Annotated in this window: 15 protein-coding genes and 1 pseudogene; 10 read left to right on the top strand and 6 right to left on the bottom strand. The window is 73.6% G+C overall.

Annotation, left to right across the window (positions count from 1 at the left end; genetic code table 11):
- Window positions 1–21: 21 nt before the first annotated feature.
- Complete coding sequence (locus KME75_RS01600; RefSeq protein ID WP_219412692.1) at window positions 22–1,146, bottom strand: NDMA-dependent alcohol dehydrogenase; 1,125 nt, start codon at window positions 1,144–1,146, stop codon at window positions 22–24.
- Window positions 1,147–1,283: 137 nt separating this feature from the next.
- On the opposite strand from KME75_RS01600, the gene KME75_RS01605 reads away from it, so the two are divergent.
- Together KME75_RS01605 and KME75_RS01610 are read left to right on the top strand one after the other, a co-directional pair.
- Window positions 1,284–2,888, top strand: coding sequence for a benzoate-CoA ligase family protein (locus KME75_RS01605; RefSeq protein WP_219412693.1), 1,605 nt, complete (start codon window positions 1,284–1,286; stop codon window positions 2,886–2,888).
- 343 nt (window positions 2,889–3,231) lie between these two features.
- On the top strand, window positions 3,232–3,768 hold the full coding sequence (locus KME75_RS01610) for a GNAT family N-acetyltransferase (protein ID WP_219412694.1): 537 nt from the start codon (window positions 3,232–3,234) through the stop codon (window positions 3,766–3,768).
- A gap of 142 nt (window positions 3,769–3,910) precedes the next feature.
- Here the strand turns inward: KME75_RS01610 and KME75_RS01615 are convergent, their stop codons facing one another.
- Entirely contained in the window at window positions 3,911–4,960 is a 1,050-nt protein-coding gene (locus KME75_RS01615; protein WP_219412695.1) for a D-2-hydroxyacid dehydrogenase, read from the bottom strand.
- A gap of 156 nt (window positions 4,961–5,116) precedes the next feature.
- Here KME75_RS01615 and KME75_RS01620 point away from each other — a divergent pair, with 156 nt between their 5' ends.
- The 4 genes and pseudogenes from KME75_RS01620 (at window position 5,117) to KME75_RS01630 (ending at window position 7,982) form a co-directional block, all read left to right on the top strand.
- Window positions 5,117–5,860, top strand: a complete 744-nt coding sequence (locus KME75_RS01620; protein ID WP_246631267.1) for an alpha/beta fold hydrolase — start codon at window positions 5,117–5,119, stop codon at window positions 5,858–5,860.
- 188 nt (window positions 5,861–6,048) lie between these two features.
- Window positions 6,049–6,180, top strand: a complete 132-nt coding sequence (locus tag KME75_RS44700) for a hypothetical protein (RefSeq protein WP_281424371.1) — start codon at window positions 6,049–6,051, stop codon at window positions 6,178–6,180.
- 64 nt (window positions 6,181–6,244) lie between these two features.
- Window positions 6,245–6,786 (top strand): annotated as a pseudogene (locus KME75_RS01625) (RNA polymerase sigma factor).
- Window positions 6,783–7,982 (top strand): VOC family protein, encoded by a 1,200-nt coding sequence (locus tag KME75_RS01630; protein WP_219412697.1) that lies wholly within the window; start codon window positions 6,783–6,785, stop codon window positions 7,980–7,982. Before KME75_RS01625 ends, KME75_RS01630 begins: the two are co-directional and overlap by 4 nt.
- A gap of 9 nt (window positions 7,983–7,991) precedes the next feature.
- On the opposite strand, the gene KME75_RS01635 is transcribed toward KME75_RS01630, so the two are convergent.
- Complete coding sequence (locus KME75_RS01635; RefSeq protein WP_219412698.1) at window positions 7,992–8,702, bottom strand: SDR family NAD(P)-dependent oxidoreductase; 711 nt, start codon at window positions 8,700–8,702, stop codon at window positions 7,992–7,994.
- A 101-nt stretch (window positions 8,703–8,803) separates the two neighbouring features.
- Here KME75_RS01635 and KME75_RS01640 point away from each other — a divergent pair, with 101 nt between their 5' ends.
- The gene (locus KME75_RS01640; RefSeq protein WP_219412699.1) at window positions 8,804–9,658 is read left to right on the top strand and encodes a helix-turn-helix transcriptional regulator; all 855 of its coding nucleotides are present in this window, start codon (window positions 8,804–8,806) and stop codon (window positions 9,656–9,658) included.
- Between the two features lie 121 nt (window positions 9,659–9,779).
- Window positions 9,780–10,700 carry a ferritin-like domain-containing protein gene (locus tag KME75_RS01645; protein ID WP_219412700.1) on the top strand — a complete coding sequence of 307 codons (921 nt, stop codon included), beginning with the start codon at window positions 9,780–9,782 and terminating at the stop codon, window positions 10,698–10,700.
- A 114-nt stretch (window positions 10,701–10,814) separates the two neighbouring features.
- Here KME75_RS01645 and KME75_RS01650 read toward each other — a convergent pair whose 3' ends face one another.
- From KME75_RS01650 to KME75_RS01660, 3 genes are all read right to left on the bottom strand, one after another.
- On the bottom strand, window positions 10,815–11,033 hold the full coding sequence (locus KME75_RS01650) for a hypothetical protein (RefSeq protein ID WP_219412701.1): 219 nt from the start codon (window positions 11,031–11,033) through the stop codon (window positions 10,815–10,817).
- Window positions 11,034–11,100: 67 nt separating this feature from the next.
- Window positions 11,101–11,925 carry an NAD(P)H-binding protein gene (locus KME75_RS01655; protein ID WP_219412702.1) on the bottom strand — a complete coding sequence of 275 codons (825 nt, stop codon included), beginning with the start codon at window positions 11,923–11,925 and terminating at the stop codon, window positions 11,101–11,103.
- A 66-nt stretch (window positions 11,926–11,991) separates the two neighbouring features.
- Entirely contained in the window at window positions 11,992–12,483 is a 492-nt protein-coding gene (locus tag KME75_RS01660) for a GNAT family N-acetyltransferase (protein ID WP_219412703.1), read from the bottom strand.
- Between the two features lie 80 nt (window positions 12,484–12,563).
- On the opposite strand from KME75_RS01660, the gene KME75_RS01665 reads away from it, so the two are divergent.
- Together KME75_RS01665 and KME75_RS01670 are read left to right on the top strand one after the other, a co-directional pair.
- Window positions 12,564–13,205 (top strand): class I SAM-dependent methyltransferase, encoded by a 642-nt coding sequence (locus KME75_RS01665; RefSeq protein WP_219412704.1) that lies wholly within the window; start codon window positions 12,564–12,566, stop codon window positions 13,203–13,205.
- A gap of 10 nt (window positions 13,206–13,215) precedes the next feature.
- On the top strand, window positions 13,216–14,040 hold the full coding sequence (locus KME75_RS01670; RefSeq protein ID WP_308282494.1) for an MOSC domain-containing protein: 825 nt from the start codon (window positions 13,216–13,218) through the stop codon (window positions 14,038–14,040).
- Window positions 14,041–14,495 lie beyond the last annotated feature (455 nt).

The raw sequence follows: 14,495 nt of genomic DNA on the forward strand, positions 1-14,495 counted from the left end.
TCCACCCCGCCCCCAGTGTGCTCAGCTGTAGACGATGACGCCGCGGATGTTCTTGCCGTCGTGCATGTCCCGGTAGCCCTGCTGGACCCCGTCGAGCGTGTAGGTCTTGGTGACCAGCTCGTCGAGCTTCAGCACGCCGTCGCGGTAGAGCTGCAGCTGGCGCAGGATGTCCCAGTTCGGGTTCGACATGCCGAACATCGCACCCTGCAGGCGCTTCTGGAAGAGCGTGAGCTCGGAGATCGCGATCGGCAGACCGACCTCCTGGATGTTGCCCAGGCCGGTGACGACGCACGTGCCGGCCTTGCGGATCGCGGAGAACGCCTGCGCGACGTGCTCGGGCTTGGTGACGCCCACCGTGACGATCGCGGAGTCGGCGCCCTGCCCGTTGGTGAACTGCCGCGCGAGCTCGGCAGCCTCCTCCATCGACTCGACCGCGTGCGTGGCGCCGAGCTCCTGCGCCTTCTCGCGCTTGAAGGCGACCGGGTCGACCGCGATGACGTTGGACGCCCCGGCGTGCGCCGCACCCTGTACGGCGTTGATGCCGATGCCGCCGATGCCCATGACGATCACGGTGTGGCCGGGCTGGACCTCGGCGGAGTTGACCGCGGAGCCCCACCCCGTGCCGACGCCGCAGCCGACGAGGCAGGCCTTGTCCAGCGGGATGTCGTCGGGCACCTTGACGGCCGAGTCGGCGGAGACCGTGGTCGTCTCCAGGAACGTCGAGATGCCGCACATCTGGCCCACCGGCGCGCCGCCGTCGGACAGGTGCAGCCGGTAGTCGGTGGGGTCGCCCCAGCGGGAGCCCGCCAGCAACCCCGCCCCGAGGTCGCAGAGGTTCTGCATACCGGACGCGCACCAGCGGCAGTGCCCACAGGCCGGCAGGAACGAGAAGACGACGTGGTCGCCCTCCTTCAGCCCCTTCCTGTTGTACCCGGCCTTCGTGACGATGCCCGCGCCCTCGTGGCCGCCGGCGAACGGGTACACGCCGACCGGGATGTCGCCGGTCGCCACGTGGTCGTCGGAGTGGCACATCCCCGACGCCACCATCTTGACCTGGATCTCGCCCTCGCGCGGGTCGTCGACCTCGAGGTCGACCACCTCGTACTTGCCCGGTGCCTGCCGGACGATCGCTCCGCGGGTCTGCATGCTGTTCTCCCTTGAACATTGGCTGCGGTCGTTCATAGCAGTGTGCGCATGGAAGGGAAAGCCACCTTCTACGAAATGTTGACGGAGCGTGAGTAACCAGTAGAGTTCGCCCCACCGACTTGGACCGGAGCAGCTCCATGACGGAACCGTTCAACGCCGCCGCCTACCTGACCGAGCGCCGGCTTGAAGCCGGGAACGGCGACCGGGTGGCGCTGCGCCACCCCCGCGGCGCACACACCTACACCGAGCTGACCGCGGAGGTACGCCGCGTCGCCGCAGGCCTCGCCGCGATCGGCGTGCACCCCGAGGAGCGGGTGCTGCTGTGCATGGCCGACGACGTCGAGCTCGCCACCGGCATCCTGGCGGCGATGTACCTCGGCGCCGTCGCCGTGCCTGCCTCCACGATGCTCACCGGAGGTGAACTGACCAAACTGGTAGTGGACTCGCGGGCCCGCGTCCTGCTCGGCAGCCCGCAGTTCGCCGACGCCGTGACGACGGCCGCGGCCGCGGCGCCCGATCTGCACCACGTCGTGCTCACCGGCGACACCGCTCCGGACGTCGCCGGCCGCACCGGCCGCACCTGGGACGAGCTGCTCGCCGCGGGCGCGGATGCCCCGGTCACGGCCCCGTACGCGACGTGGGACGAGTCCCCCGCCCTGTGGCTCTACACCTCGGGGACCACCGGCACCCCGAAGGGGGCGATGCACCGGCACGTCGACATCCGCCACGTCTGCGAGACCTACGGCACCCAGGTGCTCGGCGTGGGCCCGGACGACGTCTGCCTGTCGGTTGCGAAGCTCTTCTTCGCCTATGGCCTGGGAAACTCGTTGCTCTTCCCGCTCGCCGCCGGGGCGACGGCGGTGTTGGAGCCGGGGCGGCCGAACCCGCACCGGTACGCCGACCTGGTGGCCGAGCACGGCGTCACGCTGTTCTTCGGCGGGCCCAGCTTCTGGGGTCCCCTGCTGGCCGCCGACCTGCCACGGGACCGGTTCGCCACGGTCCGCAGCGGCGTCTCGGCGGGCGAGGCGCTGCCACCGCGCATGTTCCACGGCACGCTCAAGCGGTACGGCTTCGAGATCCTCGACGGCATCGGCTCCACCGAGGCCCTGCACATCTTCATCTCCAACGTGGCCGGCAAGGTCGTGCCCGGCAGCTCCGGGTTCCCCGTCCCCGGCTACGAGGTGCAGCTGCGCCGCACCGACGGCACCGTCGTCGACGGACCGGGAGAGCCGGGCATGCTCTACGTCGCGGGCGAGTCGATCTGCACCGGCTACTGGTGCCGCACCGCCGTGAACCGCGCGGTCTTCCAGGGCGAGTGGATGCGCACCGGCGACCAGTACGTCCGCAACGAGGACGGCAGCTACACCTGCCTCGGCCGCGCCGACGACGTGCTGAAGGTCGGCGGGATCTGGGTCAGCCCCACGGAGGTGGAGACCCGCCTGCTCGAACACCCCGCCCTCGCCGAGGCCGTGGTCGTCGGGGTCCCGGACGCCGACGGACTCGACAAGCCGGTCGCGTTCGTCGTCCCGCGGCCGGGCGCGACCGTCGATCCCGACGAGGTGGTGGCGTTCTGCCGCGCCGGGCTCGCGGCGTTCAAGCGGCCGCGGCTCGTCGTCGAGGTGGCCGAGCTGCCGAGGACCGCCACAGGGAAGATCCAGCGCTACCGGCTGCGCGCACTGGCCGCGGCCTCGGCGCGGCCCCCCACGCCCACGGCGGAGGACGCCGCGGAGGCGATGGGCTGACGCCGGGCGAACCGCCCGCCATTCAGAAAGCCGATGCTGACGGTTGGCAGGCGCCGCTAGCGTCAGCATATGGCCGACGCCGACCTCCCGATCCTCGGCACCGAGCCGTTGCCGGTAGAGCTCGCGAACACGCTCTACGGCGACGGCGCCGACCGGGTCGACTTCCTGCGCAGTGGCGAGGCCGTCGACCGGTGGCTCGCGGCGACGGCGCGGGCGCACGGCGACCCGAGACCCTCCACCGCCATGGGCGCCGTTCCCGAACAGGTGCGCAGGCTGCGCAACGCCGTCCATCGGCTGCTGTCGGCCGCAGCCGACGGGCTGCGACGCACGACGGGAGCGACTCATGATCACCTTTCGGCGGCTGGACCCCGCGGACTTCCCCCTGCTCGGGCGGTGGCTCGCCCAGGAGTACGTGGCGCGGTGGTGGCACCACGAGACCTCGACGGAGGCCGTCGAGCGGGACTTCGGCCCGACGGCCCGGGGCGAGGTGCCCTCCGAGGATCTGCTGGCGCTCCTCGACGGGCATCCGCTGGGCCTCGTGCAGCGCTACCGGCTGATCGACTTCCCCGAGTACGTGGCGGAGCTCGGCCCGGTCGTCGAGGTTCCGGAAGGCGCGATGTCGATCGACTATCTCATCGGCGACCGGGACAAGGTGGGGCGCGGCATCGGCCCGCTCATGATCCGCTCGATCCTGGCACGGATCTGGCGGGAGCATCCGGACGTGACAGCGGTCCTCGTCCCCGTCGTGGCGGCGAACCGGGCGTCGTGGCGGGCACTGGAGAAGGCCGGTTTCACCCGGGTCGGCTCCGGAGATCTCAAACCGGACAACCCGATCGACGACCCGCTGCACCACGTCTACCGGGTCGACCGGCCGGCGTGAGGCGCGTGCGGGCGCGCCGCGGGGGACGATGGACGTCGATGTCCCCGCGAGTCGCCCGATTTCGACCCGCGAGTCGCCCGTTCTCGACCGGCGAGTCGCCGGTTTCGGCGGCCGAACCGCCCGCCCCGTCGGGGCCGGCCTGTCAGTAGAACTCGACGGTGTTGACGGGGTTGCGCAGCTCCTTGCCGTTCAGCAGCCTGGTCGCGTTCTCGGCGAACAGCTCGGCGATCCGCCGTTCCTCGGCCGGGGTCAGGGCCGCGTTGTGCGGGCTGACCAGCAGGTTCGGCAGGTCCCACAGCGGGCTCGCCGGGTCCAGCGGCTCCTCCGCGAACACGTCGAGCGCGGCGAAGCCGATCCGCCCGTCGCGCAGCGCCTCGGCAAGCGCGTCCTCGTCGATGACGGTCCCGCGCCCGACGTTGACCAGCGTGGCGCCGGGCCGGACGGCGGCGAGCACCTCGGCGCCCACCAGCTTCTCGGTGGCCGCCGTGCCGGGCAGCGTGACGACGATGCCGTCGACGCGGCCGACGACGTCGACCAGCTCGTCGGGGTGTACCACCTCGGCCACCCCGTCGACGCCGGCGCCGCGCCGGCTCGTGCCGATCACGCGGGTGCCCATCGCGGCGAGGAGGCGCGCCACCTCGGCGCCGATCCCGCCCAGCCCAACGACCAGCACGGTCTGCTCCCGCAACTGCCCCATCAACCACCGGTCGGGCCACGTGTGGGCCGCCTGGTCGGACTGCAGCCGAGACAGGTTCTTCGCCCCGGCCAACAGGCCGAACAGCGCGAACTCGGTGAGCGGCGCCGAGTGCACGCCCGCCGAGGTGGTGAACGCGATGCGCTCGAGCTGGTCGGCGCTCAGCTCGGCCTTCTTGATCTGCGCGCCGCCACCGGCGGCCATGGTGTGCACCCACCGCAGGCCGGGATTCGCATCGGCGGCCCGCCGCAGCGCCGCGGAGTCCTCACCGGGGAGCCCGTAGAGCGCGTCGGCCGAGTCGATCATCTGCTCGAACCGCTGCTGCTGCTCCGGGGTGCGCCGGAACGAGCGGTCGCCCGTGTGGTCCGCGGGATAGCGCACCGGCGGGAGCAGCTGCTGGTCGCGCACCATCTCCACCCGCGGCTCGAGGCGCTCGATCAGCTCGCACATCTCTTCGCTCAGCGGCGTCACCACCGCGACGCGGAGCCGATCCTGCACCTGCCACCTCCTGGGCATCGACGATCAGTACGCCGCACAGCATGGCAATGCCCGTACCGCCGTGCAGCACCCCGTGCGCACGCCCACACCCCGATCGCCGCAGGCGTGGGTGCCGCGCCCGTTGACCCGCGAGCACCGGCCCGCCAGCATCCGGCCATGACGACCGACCCGTCCCCGGCGCTGCTCCCCGACGTGCGCTCCGCGACCGTCGACACCGACCGGATCCGCATGCACTACCTCGAGTCCGGCCCGGCCGACGCCGCGCCGCTGGTGCTCGTGCACGGGAACCTCTCCACCGGGCGGTTCTTCGAGCACCTCATGCCGGAGCTGACCGGGTACCGCGTGATCGCGCCGGACATGCGCTGCTTCGGCGAATCGGAGGCGGCCCCGCTGGACGCCACCCGGGGCCTCGCCGACTGGGCCGACGACGTGTTCGCGCTGCTGCGGGCACTGGGGGTCAACCGGCCGCCGCACCTGGTCGGCTGGTCGACGGCGGGGGCGGCGATCGCCCGGTACGCGATGGACCGCCCCGTCACCTCCCTGACGTTCCTCGACCCCGTCTCCCCCTACGGATACGGCGGCACCTTCCCGGACGGCACGCCGTGCTCCCCCGACTGCGCCGGGTCCGGGGGCGGCACCGTCAACCCCGAGGTCGTGCGCCGCATCGCCGAGGGCGACGCCTCGGCCGAGAGCCCGTTCTCCCCCCGCAACGTGCTGAACGCCTTCTACTTCGCCCCCACCCACCGGGAGCCGCCCGAGCGGGAGGACCTGCTCGTCGCCGAGATCCTCAAGACGGTCACCGGCGAGGCGAACTACCCGGGCGACGCCACCGTCTCGCCGCACTGGCCGGGCACGGCCCCGGGCACCAGCGGGATCCTCAACGCGCTCTCGCCCCGCTAGTGCACGTGGGCCGGCATCGTCGACCTCGACCCGAAACCGCCGGTGCTGTGGACCCACGGCACCGCCGACCTCGTGGTCGCCGACGGCTCCCCGCTGGAGATGGGCACGCTCGGCGCGTCCGGTGCGGTGCCGGGCTGGCCGGGTGCCGACGCGTTCCCGCCGCAGCCGATGGTCACCCAGACCGCGACGTGCTCGACCGGTACGCCGCGGCGGGCGGATCCGTGCGCACGGAGATGTTCGACGGCTCCGGTCACGGCCCCCACTTCGACGCCCGCGAGAAGTGGCTCGCCGTGCTGACCGACTTCCTCGCCGCGTGCTGACCCGCGAGTAGGCCGATCAGGTGAACCAGCGACGGAGGTCGGCGCCCGCCGTCGATGGAGGGGTGTGAACCGCAGCGGGAAGGTCCGGCCCGACGCCGGGGCCGCGCTGCTCGACTGTACGACGAGGCGCTCCCGCAGGTGTACGGCTACCTGCTGGCCCGGTGCGGCCGCCGTGCCGTCGCCGAGGACCTGACGGCGGAGACGTTCCTCGTCGCCGTCGCGGCCTGCCGCCGGCAGCCGGCGCCCGAGCCCAGCACCGGCTGGCTGGTCGGGATCGCCCGGCACAAGCTCGTGGACCACTGGCGCGCATCCGAACGCGAGCAGCGCGGGCTGCGCGCCGTCGAGGCCGAGCCCGATCCGCCCGACGACCCGTGGGACGAGCGGCTCGACGCCCTGCTCGCCCGGCAGGTGCTCGACGCGCAGGCCGGCGCCCATCGCGCCGCGCTCACCCTGCGCTACCTCGACGGCCTTCCGGTCCCGGAGGTCGCCCGCACCCTCGGGCGCACGGTGCATGCGACGGAAGCTCTGCTCGCCCGGGCCCGCGCCGCGTTCCGCCGCAGCTACATGGCGCTCGGGGGACTCGAGGAGGAGGGAGGCTCGCGATGATCGACCCGTTCGAGGCCCTCCGTGCCCCGCAGCCGCCCGTCGCGCCCGATCCCGGCTTCGCCAGGGCCCTGCGCGCCCGGATCGAGCGCGCGTTGCTCGCATCGGAGGAGAACACGATGACCGTCACCGAGAGCACCCGGACGCCGTCTGCCGAGGGCGTGCGCCTGCACACCGTCACCCCCTACCTGGCCGTGGCCGACGCCGAGGCAGCCGTGGAGTTCTACGTCGCGGCGTTCGGCGCGCAACGCCGCGGCGAGCCGATCATGATGCCGGACGGGCGGGTCGGGCACGTGGAGATCGTGCTCGGCGACAGCGTCCTGATGTTGGCCGACGAGTACCCCGAGATGGGTCTCCTCGCCCCGGTGACACGCGGCGGGCCCACGCAGTCCCTGCTCGTCGAGGTCGACGACCCGGACGCCGTGGTGGGTCGGGCCGTGGCGGCGGGCGCGGTGCTGGAACGCCCCGTCGCGGACTCGCCACACGGCCGCGGCGGTGTCGTGCTCGACCCGGCGGGGCACCGGTGGATGGTGTCGGCGGCCGGTGTGCGCCCCGGCGAGGTCGTCTACGCCTCGCTGTGGACGCCCGAGTCGGCGCGCGCCGAGCGGTTCTACGGCGCCGTGCTCGGTGGGACCGCCGAGGGTTCCCGGCTCGGGATGTCCGGCGGGCACGCGCACCCCACGCTGATGGCCTGCTACGCCGTGCCCGACGTCGACGCGGCCGCGGCGGTGGTGCGCGCGGCGGGCGGCCACGCGAGCGACCCGTCCGACCAGCACTACGGGCGCGTCGCCGACTGCGTGGACGACCAGGGCCTGCCCTTCGCGCTGTGGTCCGGCACGTCCGGATCCCCCGGCGCGGTCGCGGAGGAAGTCGCCCACCTCGTGCTGCACGTGCCCGATGCCGGGCGGGCCAGGGCGTTCTACGGCACGGTCCTCGGCTGGGGGTTCCGCCCAGGGGGCACGGTGGACGGGTGGAACGCCCTGGCCGGCGACACCGACCTGCGGCCCCGCACATCGGTCTGGGGTGGGCGCCCCACCGCGGCGGCTGTGCCGACGTTCACCGTCGCCGATCTCGCCGCCGCGGTGCTGGCCGTGCGAGCGGCGGGTGGGAGCGCCAGTGAGCCCGAGGAGCGCCGGTTCGGGACGACGGCCGACTGCGCCGACGACCAGGGCGGCCGGTTCCAGCTCGTGCAGCGGTGAGTCGGCCGGTCACCACGGCACCGGCCCGGTTCGGTGGAAGAACAGGCCCGTCGGGCCGTCCGGCGCCGCCGTCGCGAGCGCGATGATGGCGTCGCTGCCCTCCTCGACGGTCTGGTGGCCGCTGTTGCCATTGAGATCGGTCGCCGTGTAGCCGGGGTCGGCAGCGTTGACCCGGAACGCCGGCAGCGCCTTCGCGTACATCGTCGTGATCATGTTCAGCGCGGTCTTGGACGCCGGGTAGTGCAGGCCGAGGAGCTGCGACTCGAGCCGCTCGGGGTCGGTGGTGACCGCGAGCGAGCCCATCCCGCTCGACACCATCACGATCCGCGGCGCGCCCGAGCGCTGCAGCAGCGGCACGAACGCCTTCGTCACCCGCACCGGGCCGAACACGTTCGTCTCGAAGCAGGTCCGCATCTCCTCGGCCCCGGTGTCGAGCACGCCGGTGAACGGCCCGCTGATCCCGGCGTTGTTCACCAGCACGTCCAGCCGCCCGTAGCGGGTTTCGACCTCCTTTGCGGCGGCCGCGACGGACCCGTCGTCGGTGACGTCGATCGGCAGCACGGACGCGTCCCCGTCCAGTCCGGCTGCCGCGGCCGCGCCGCGCTCGGCGTCGCGCGCCCCCAGCAGCACGGTCCATCCCCGATCGGCCAGCCGCCGTGCGGTCGCCAGGCCGATCCCCTTGTTCGCCCCGGTCACCAGGGCGATCGTCGTCTCCGTCATGGCTCCACCGTGGGGCCGGGTGGGCGACGCGACCAGGCCCGCCGCAGCCTGGGACGGGAAGTACCAGGATGCGGGCCGGCCACGGGGGCATGCTGGAGATCGTGGATCGCACCGAGCTCGGGGCCGCCCTGCGCACCTGGCGTGAGCGGCTGCGCCCGTCCGACGTCGGCCTGCCCGCCGGGGTGCGCCGCCGCACCCCGGGGCTGCGCCGGGAGGAGGTGGCCGGGCTCGCCGGCGTGTCCGTCGACTACCTGACGCGGCTGGAGCAGGGCCGCGGGCCGCGTCCCTCCGAGGCCGTGCTGGCCGCCCTCGCCCGCGCGCTGCGCGTCACCGACGCCGAACGCGACCACCTGTTCCACCTCGCGGGCGGCACCCCTCCCCTGCCCGGGCGCATCCGCAGCGCGGTGCGGCCGAGCGTGCTTCGGCTCATGGACCGCTTCACCGACCTCCCGGCACTGTTGCTCGACGCGAAGACCGAGGTGCTGGCCTGGAACCCGATGGCGGCCGCGCTGCTCGGCGACCTGTCGTCGATCCCGCCGGGGCAGCGCAACATCGCGCGGCAGGCGTTCACCGCGGAGCACCGCCTCGGCGGCGACCCCGCGGAGCGCGCGCGGCTCGACCGGGCGCTCGTGTCCGACCTGCGCCGCTCGGCTGCCCGCTATCCCTCCGACCCGGGCCTGCACCGGCTCGTTGCAGAGCTGCGCGGCGACAGCGCCGAGTTCGAACGGCTCTGGACGCTGCGGGAGCTCGACGAGCGCCACGCCGACGTCAAGCGGGTGCGCCACCCCGAGCTCGGCGTGCTCGAGCTCGACTGCAACGTGCTGGAGGTGCACGGCGACGACCAGGTGCTGCTCGTCTACTCCGCCGCACCCGGTAGCCGGGAGGCCGAGGCACTCGCACTGTTGAGCGTCGTGGGACTCCAACGTGTCGGCGCAGGCCAGCCGATCGAGAACTGATCCGTTACGGTCCGCCACAAAAATCGCTCGAAAGCGTGAACCGCCCGCCGCTCCTCCTCGAAGGACTACCCGGTGGTCCGCGCCGCAGGTGGCCGGACACCTCCACCCACGAGGAGCTGATGTGTTCGAGGGATTCAGCAAGGCCTTCGTCCGTGAAGCAATCAACCGGAGTGCGGAGAACGCGGTGGACCGCCGCCGCTTCCTCCAGGTCGCCGGGCTCACCGGGGCCGGCGTCGCCGGCGCCAGCGTTCTGACGGCCGGTACGGCGTCGGCCCAGGAGGGACCGAGCGACGCAGCGGTGCTCAACTTCGCGCTCAACCTCGAGTACCTGGAGGCGGAGTTCTACCTGCGTGCCGCTACCGGCGAGGGCCTGCCGGGCAACCAGATCGACGGCACGGGTCATGCGGGCGGCGTGCGCGGCGGCCGTGCCGTGAAGTTCGAGACCAAGCAGGTGCGGCAGTACGCCCAGGAGATCGCGCACGACGAGCGTGCCCACGTCGCGTTCCTGCGTTCGGCGCTGGGTGAGGCGAAGGTGGCCCGCCCGGAGATCAACCTGGACGAGGCCTTCACCGCCGCCGCCCAGGCGGCCGGCCTGATCAAGAAGGGCCAGAAGTTCGACGCGTTCGCCAACGAGAACAACTTCCTGCTCGCGGCGTTCGTGTTCGAGGACGTGGGCGTCACGGCCTACAAGGGCGCAGCGCCGCTGATCTCGAACAAGGCGTTCCTCGAGGCCGCGGCCGGGATCCTCGCGGTCGAGGCCTATCACGCCGGCCTGATCCGCACCGTGCTGCTGAACAAGGGTCTGGCCGAGCCGGCGAATGCCATCTCGGACGCCCGCGACAGCCTGGACGGCGATGAGGACCTCGACCAGGGCATCACCCGGGACGGGATGGCCAACATCGTGCCGGCGGACGAGAACGGCATCGCGTTCAGCCGCTCCCCCGGCCAGGTGCTCAACATCGTGTACCTGACCCCGGAGGAGGCCATGAAGGGCGGCTTCTTCCCGAACGGGGTGAACGGCGAGGTGAACACGAGCGCCTGACACCGGTCGACGCGAACGGCGCTCTTGTGCGGCTCGGCCGCGCGGGGGTGCCGTTCGTGTTCCCGGCTGCGATGCCCGACTGACCGGTGCGGCCCCCACGCGCGGACGCCCGCGCTACGGCGGGTGGCGCGCCTCACCTCCGGCGCCGCCGACAGTCACTCTCCGCCGTCTGCTCCGCCCCCGCGTCTCGTCGGGCACCGACAACGGCGGCACCACGACGAGCAGCGGCAGCTGGTTGGGTGCAGCGCGGCTGGGGCGCCGCACGTGGGCGACCACCCACCCGGTGTCGCGCGGGTGCCCGTGCACGTAGGACATCGCTCCCACCTCCGACATCCAGTGCACCACGCACCACCGACAGTCCTGCGGCTCGCGCGGGGAGATCGTGCCGCAGGACCGACGGTCAGGCGGCGCGGAACGCGTCAGCGTGCTCGGCGGCCCACTGCGCGAACGAGCGCGGTGGCCTCCCGGTCACCTGCTCGACGGCGGTCGTCACCACGCCCACCTCCGCGGGCACCGTGGCCCACATGTCGAGCATGAACTCGACGCCCTCCGCGGGCCACCCCTCGGCCAGCCACTGCGCGCGGGCCTCGGCGACGCCGAGCTCGACGAACTCGATCGACCGGCCGGTCGCCGCGCCGATGGCCCGCACCTTGTCCGCGGGGGTCAAGGCCTCGGGTCCGGTCAGCCGGTGGGTCTGCCCGGGGTGCCCGCCGTGCACGAGCAGAGTGGCGACGACCGCCGCGACGTCCGCCTCGTCGGCGGACGCGGTGAGCCGGCCGCCGAACGGCTCGCGGACGACGCCCTCGGTCCTGATCGACCCGGCCCAGCCCAGCGTGTTCGCCATGTAGTCGACGGGCGCGAGCCGGCTCCACTCCAGGTCGCTCGCCGCCACCGCCTCCTCGACCGGTCCCTCCGCCCCCGTTCCGAGCACGACGACCCGCCGGACCCCGGCCGCGGCGGCGAGGTCGACGATGTCGGGCCCGGACTCGAGCGGCACGTGGTCGGCCCCGCTCGCGCTGAGCAGGTGCAGCGCGGTGACCCCGCGCAGGGCCGGACGGAGCGTCTCGGGCCGGGTCAGATCGCCCTCGGCGACCTCGACGCCCACGGGCAGGTCCGCGGCCGCGGCGTTGCGGGTCAGGGCACGGACCGGGTGACCGGCCCGCACCAGCTCCTCGACCACGCGACGTCCGATGGTGCCGGTAGCGCCCGTCACAAGGAATGTCACAGCTCGTCCTCCGTCAACTTCGTTCGACAGGGAGGACACTACGGACGATGTAGGCCAAATCACGTCCTACTCGGACGGCTCCGCCGCGATCGTCCGGCCCAGGCACAGGCTCAGGGGTGCGTCGGCGTACTCACCGAAGCGCTCGATCTCCGCGTACCCGGCGCGCCGGTAGAGCGCGACCGCCTCGACCTGCCGTTCTCCGCTCGCCAGCACCACCCGGTCGGCGAAGAGCGCCGACGCCTCCGCCTCGAGGGCGGCCAGCAGCGCCGTCGCGATGCCGTGGCGCCGCGGCGCCTGCGGTCGCACGTACATGCACGTGATCTCCGCGACCCCCGGCTCGCGCACCCGCACCGCGCCGCAGCCGAGCGCGACGCCCGACTCCTCGTCGGTCGCGACCAGGAGGACATCCCGCCCCGGGGCCACCTCGTCCTCGTCGAGCGGGGTGGGGACGGCGCGCTCCTCCGGGTGCTGCTCCTGCCGGTGGGCGTCGAGCTCCGCGAGCAGCTCGCGGACCGCAGGCTCGGTGAGCACAGCGGACTCGATCTGCACGGACGTCATCGCGGCACCGTATCGCCCGCAGTCCCGCCGGAACGGAAATCCCGGGGACCGGGGCCGAGCGGCCTTCGTAGGATCCCCGGGTGACGACGCCGCGCCTCGCATTCGACGCCGCAGCCGACGACTACGACGCCGACCCTCACCACGGCGTCATCGCCGACCGCCTGGTCGACGGCCTGAACCCGAGGCGTGACCCCGGCCTCGTCGTCGACGTCGCGACCGGGACGGGCGTGGCCGCCTTCGCGGCGCTGCGCGGGCTGCGGCCCGGCCGCGTGGTCGCCGTCGACATCTCGCCGCGCATGCTCGACGTCGCGCGCGCCACGGCGGTCGAGCAGGACCCGGACGGGCGGATCGAGTGGCGGGTGGGCGCCGCCGTGCCGCTGGGGATCGACGACGGCAGCGCCGACGTGGTGATCTGTGCGTCCTCCCTGCACTTCCTCGGCGGGGCGGCGCTGCCGGAGTGGCGGCGTGTCCTGCGCCCCGGCGGACAGGTGGCGTTCAGCATCCCGATGGCCGCCGACTTCCACCCGTCGCCGCAGTTCCGCGCGCTTCTCCCGGACGACCTCACCGTCCCGGCCGACGCGGACGCCGCCCTCGCCATCGCGCGCGACTCGGGCTTCGTGGCCCCGCGCGTGGAGCTGACCCCGCCCGTGGCACCCGACCGCCCGCGGCGCGCGTTCCTGGTGTGGGCCCAGTCGCCGGGCCGCGATGCAGCCGACCGGTAGCGTCCCGAGGGTGGCGAAGGTCGTCGAGCTCACCTCCTACCCAGTCAAGGGATGCGCCGGCACTCCGCTGCGGACCACCGACCTGACCCCGGCCGGGCTCGCCCACGACCGCACCTTCATGGTCGTCGGGCCCGACGGGGTCTTCCGCACCCAGCGCCGCTCGCCCCTGCTGGCGGTCGTCCGACCCGAGGTGAGCGACGACGGCCGGCTGCTCACCCTGCGGGCACCCGGCTCGGATCCCCTGTGCCTGGACGTCGACACCGACGGCCCGCGCCGCGAGGTCACCCTGTTCGCGAACCGGTTCGGCGGCATCGACCAGGGCGACGAGGGCGCGGCGTGGTTCTCGGACGTGCTCGGCGTCCCGAGCCGGCTGGTCCGCGTGCCACCGGAGCACGACCGCCGCACCGACGGCCTGACGCCGGGCACCTCGGCGTACGCCGACAGTTCGGCGCTGCTACTCGTCGGTCGGGCGTCCCTGGACCTGTTGAACGAACGGATCGCCGAGGCGGGGGGCGAGCCGGTGGCGATGAACCGGTTCCGGCCCAACATCGTCGTCGACGGCTGGGACGAACCGCACACCGAGGACCGCCTCCGGACGTTCGCCGTCGGCACCGCCGAGCTGGGATACGCCAAGCTCGCGATCCGCTGCGCGGTCACCACCGTCGAGCAGGAGACCGGGCGGCGGGCCGGCCCGGAGCCGTTGCGGACGCTCGCCCGGCACCGCCGGGCCGCCGCGGGCGGGGTCGCGTTCGGCGCCAAGTTCTCCGTGACGCGGCCCGGGAGCCTCGCCATCGGCGCCGAGGTGCGCGTCGATCAGTGGGGCGAGTCGGAGTAGCCCGTCCCCGGCTGCACCGCGCACACCGCGAGGGCTCGCACACCGCGGCCGCGTGTGCGGGCACTCGAAGGTGTGTGCCCGTCCGTCCCGCCCTCCTTTCGGCCCCGCGCGCCGGGCGGCGGTGTGCCAGGCTCGATGGGAGCACCGGGAGGAGGCGCGGCGTGAACGACGCACAGCAGCACGGGGTGGTGCTCCCGCTCGTCGACGGTCGGCGCAGCAGCGCGGCGCTCGGCCGGGCCGTCGCCGCCGACGCGCTGCGCGCGGTGGACCCGGTCGGCGCGCGAGCCGCCGAGCAGGAGACGGACTGGCGCCGCGGGTACCTCGTGCACTTCCGGCGGCTGGTCGAGGCGGGGCTCCCGTCCCAGGACGCCGCCCTCCGCATCGCCCGCGACGGTGCCACGTCGGTGCAGGAGCGGATGCGGTTCGCGACCTCCGACGGGGAGCGGCCGCTGGTG

Source organism: Pseudonocardia nigra (assembly GCF_019396355.1).
In the GTDB taxonomy this organism is placed as follows: Bacteria; Actinomycetota; Actinomycetes; order Mycobacteriales; family Pseudonocardiaceae; genus Pseudonocardia; species Pseudonocardia nigra.

Coding starts and splice junctions, on each gene's coding strand:
- KME75_RS01600 (WP_219412692.1), bottom strand. CDS start 1,146: ATGCAGACCCGCGGAGCGATCGTCCGGCAGGCACCGGGCAAGTACGAG.
- KME75_RS01605 (WP_219412693.1), top strand. CDS start 1,284: ATGACGGAACCGTTCAACGCCGCCGCCTACCTGACCGAGCGCCGGCTT.
- KME75_RS01610 (WP_219412694.1), top strand. CDS start 3,232: ATGATCACCTTTCGGCGGCTGGACCCCGCGGACTTCCCCCTGCTCGGG.
- KME75_RS01620 (WP_246631267.1), top strand. CDS start 5,117: ATGACGACCGACCCGTCCCCGGCGCTGCTCCCCGACGTGCGCTCCGCG.
- KME75_RS01630 (WP_219412697.1), top strand. CDS start 6,783: ATGATCGACCCGTTCGAGGCCCTCCGTGCCCCGCAGCCGCCCGTCGCG.
- KME75_RS01635 (WP_219412698.1), bottom strand. CDS start 8,702: ATGACGGAGACGACGATCGCCCTGGTGACCGGGGCGAACAAGGGGATC.
- KME75_RS01650 (WP_219412701.1), bottom strand. CDS start 11,033: ATGTCGGAGGTGGGAGCGATGTCCTACGTGCACGGGCACCCGCGCGAC.
- KME75_RS01660 (WP_219412703.1), bottom strand. CDS start 12,483: ATGACGTCCGTGCAGATCGAGTCCGCTGTGCTCACCGAGCCTGCGGTC.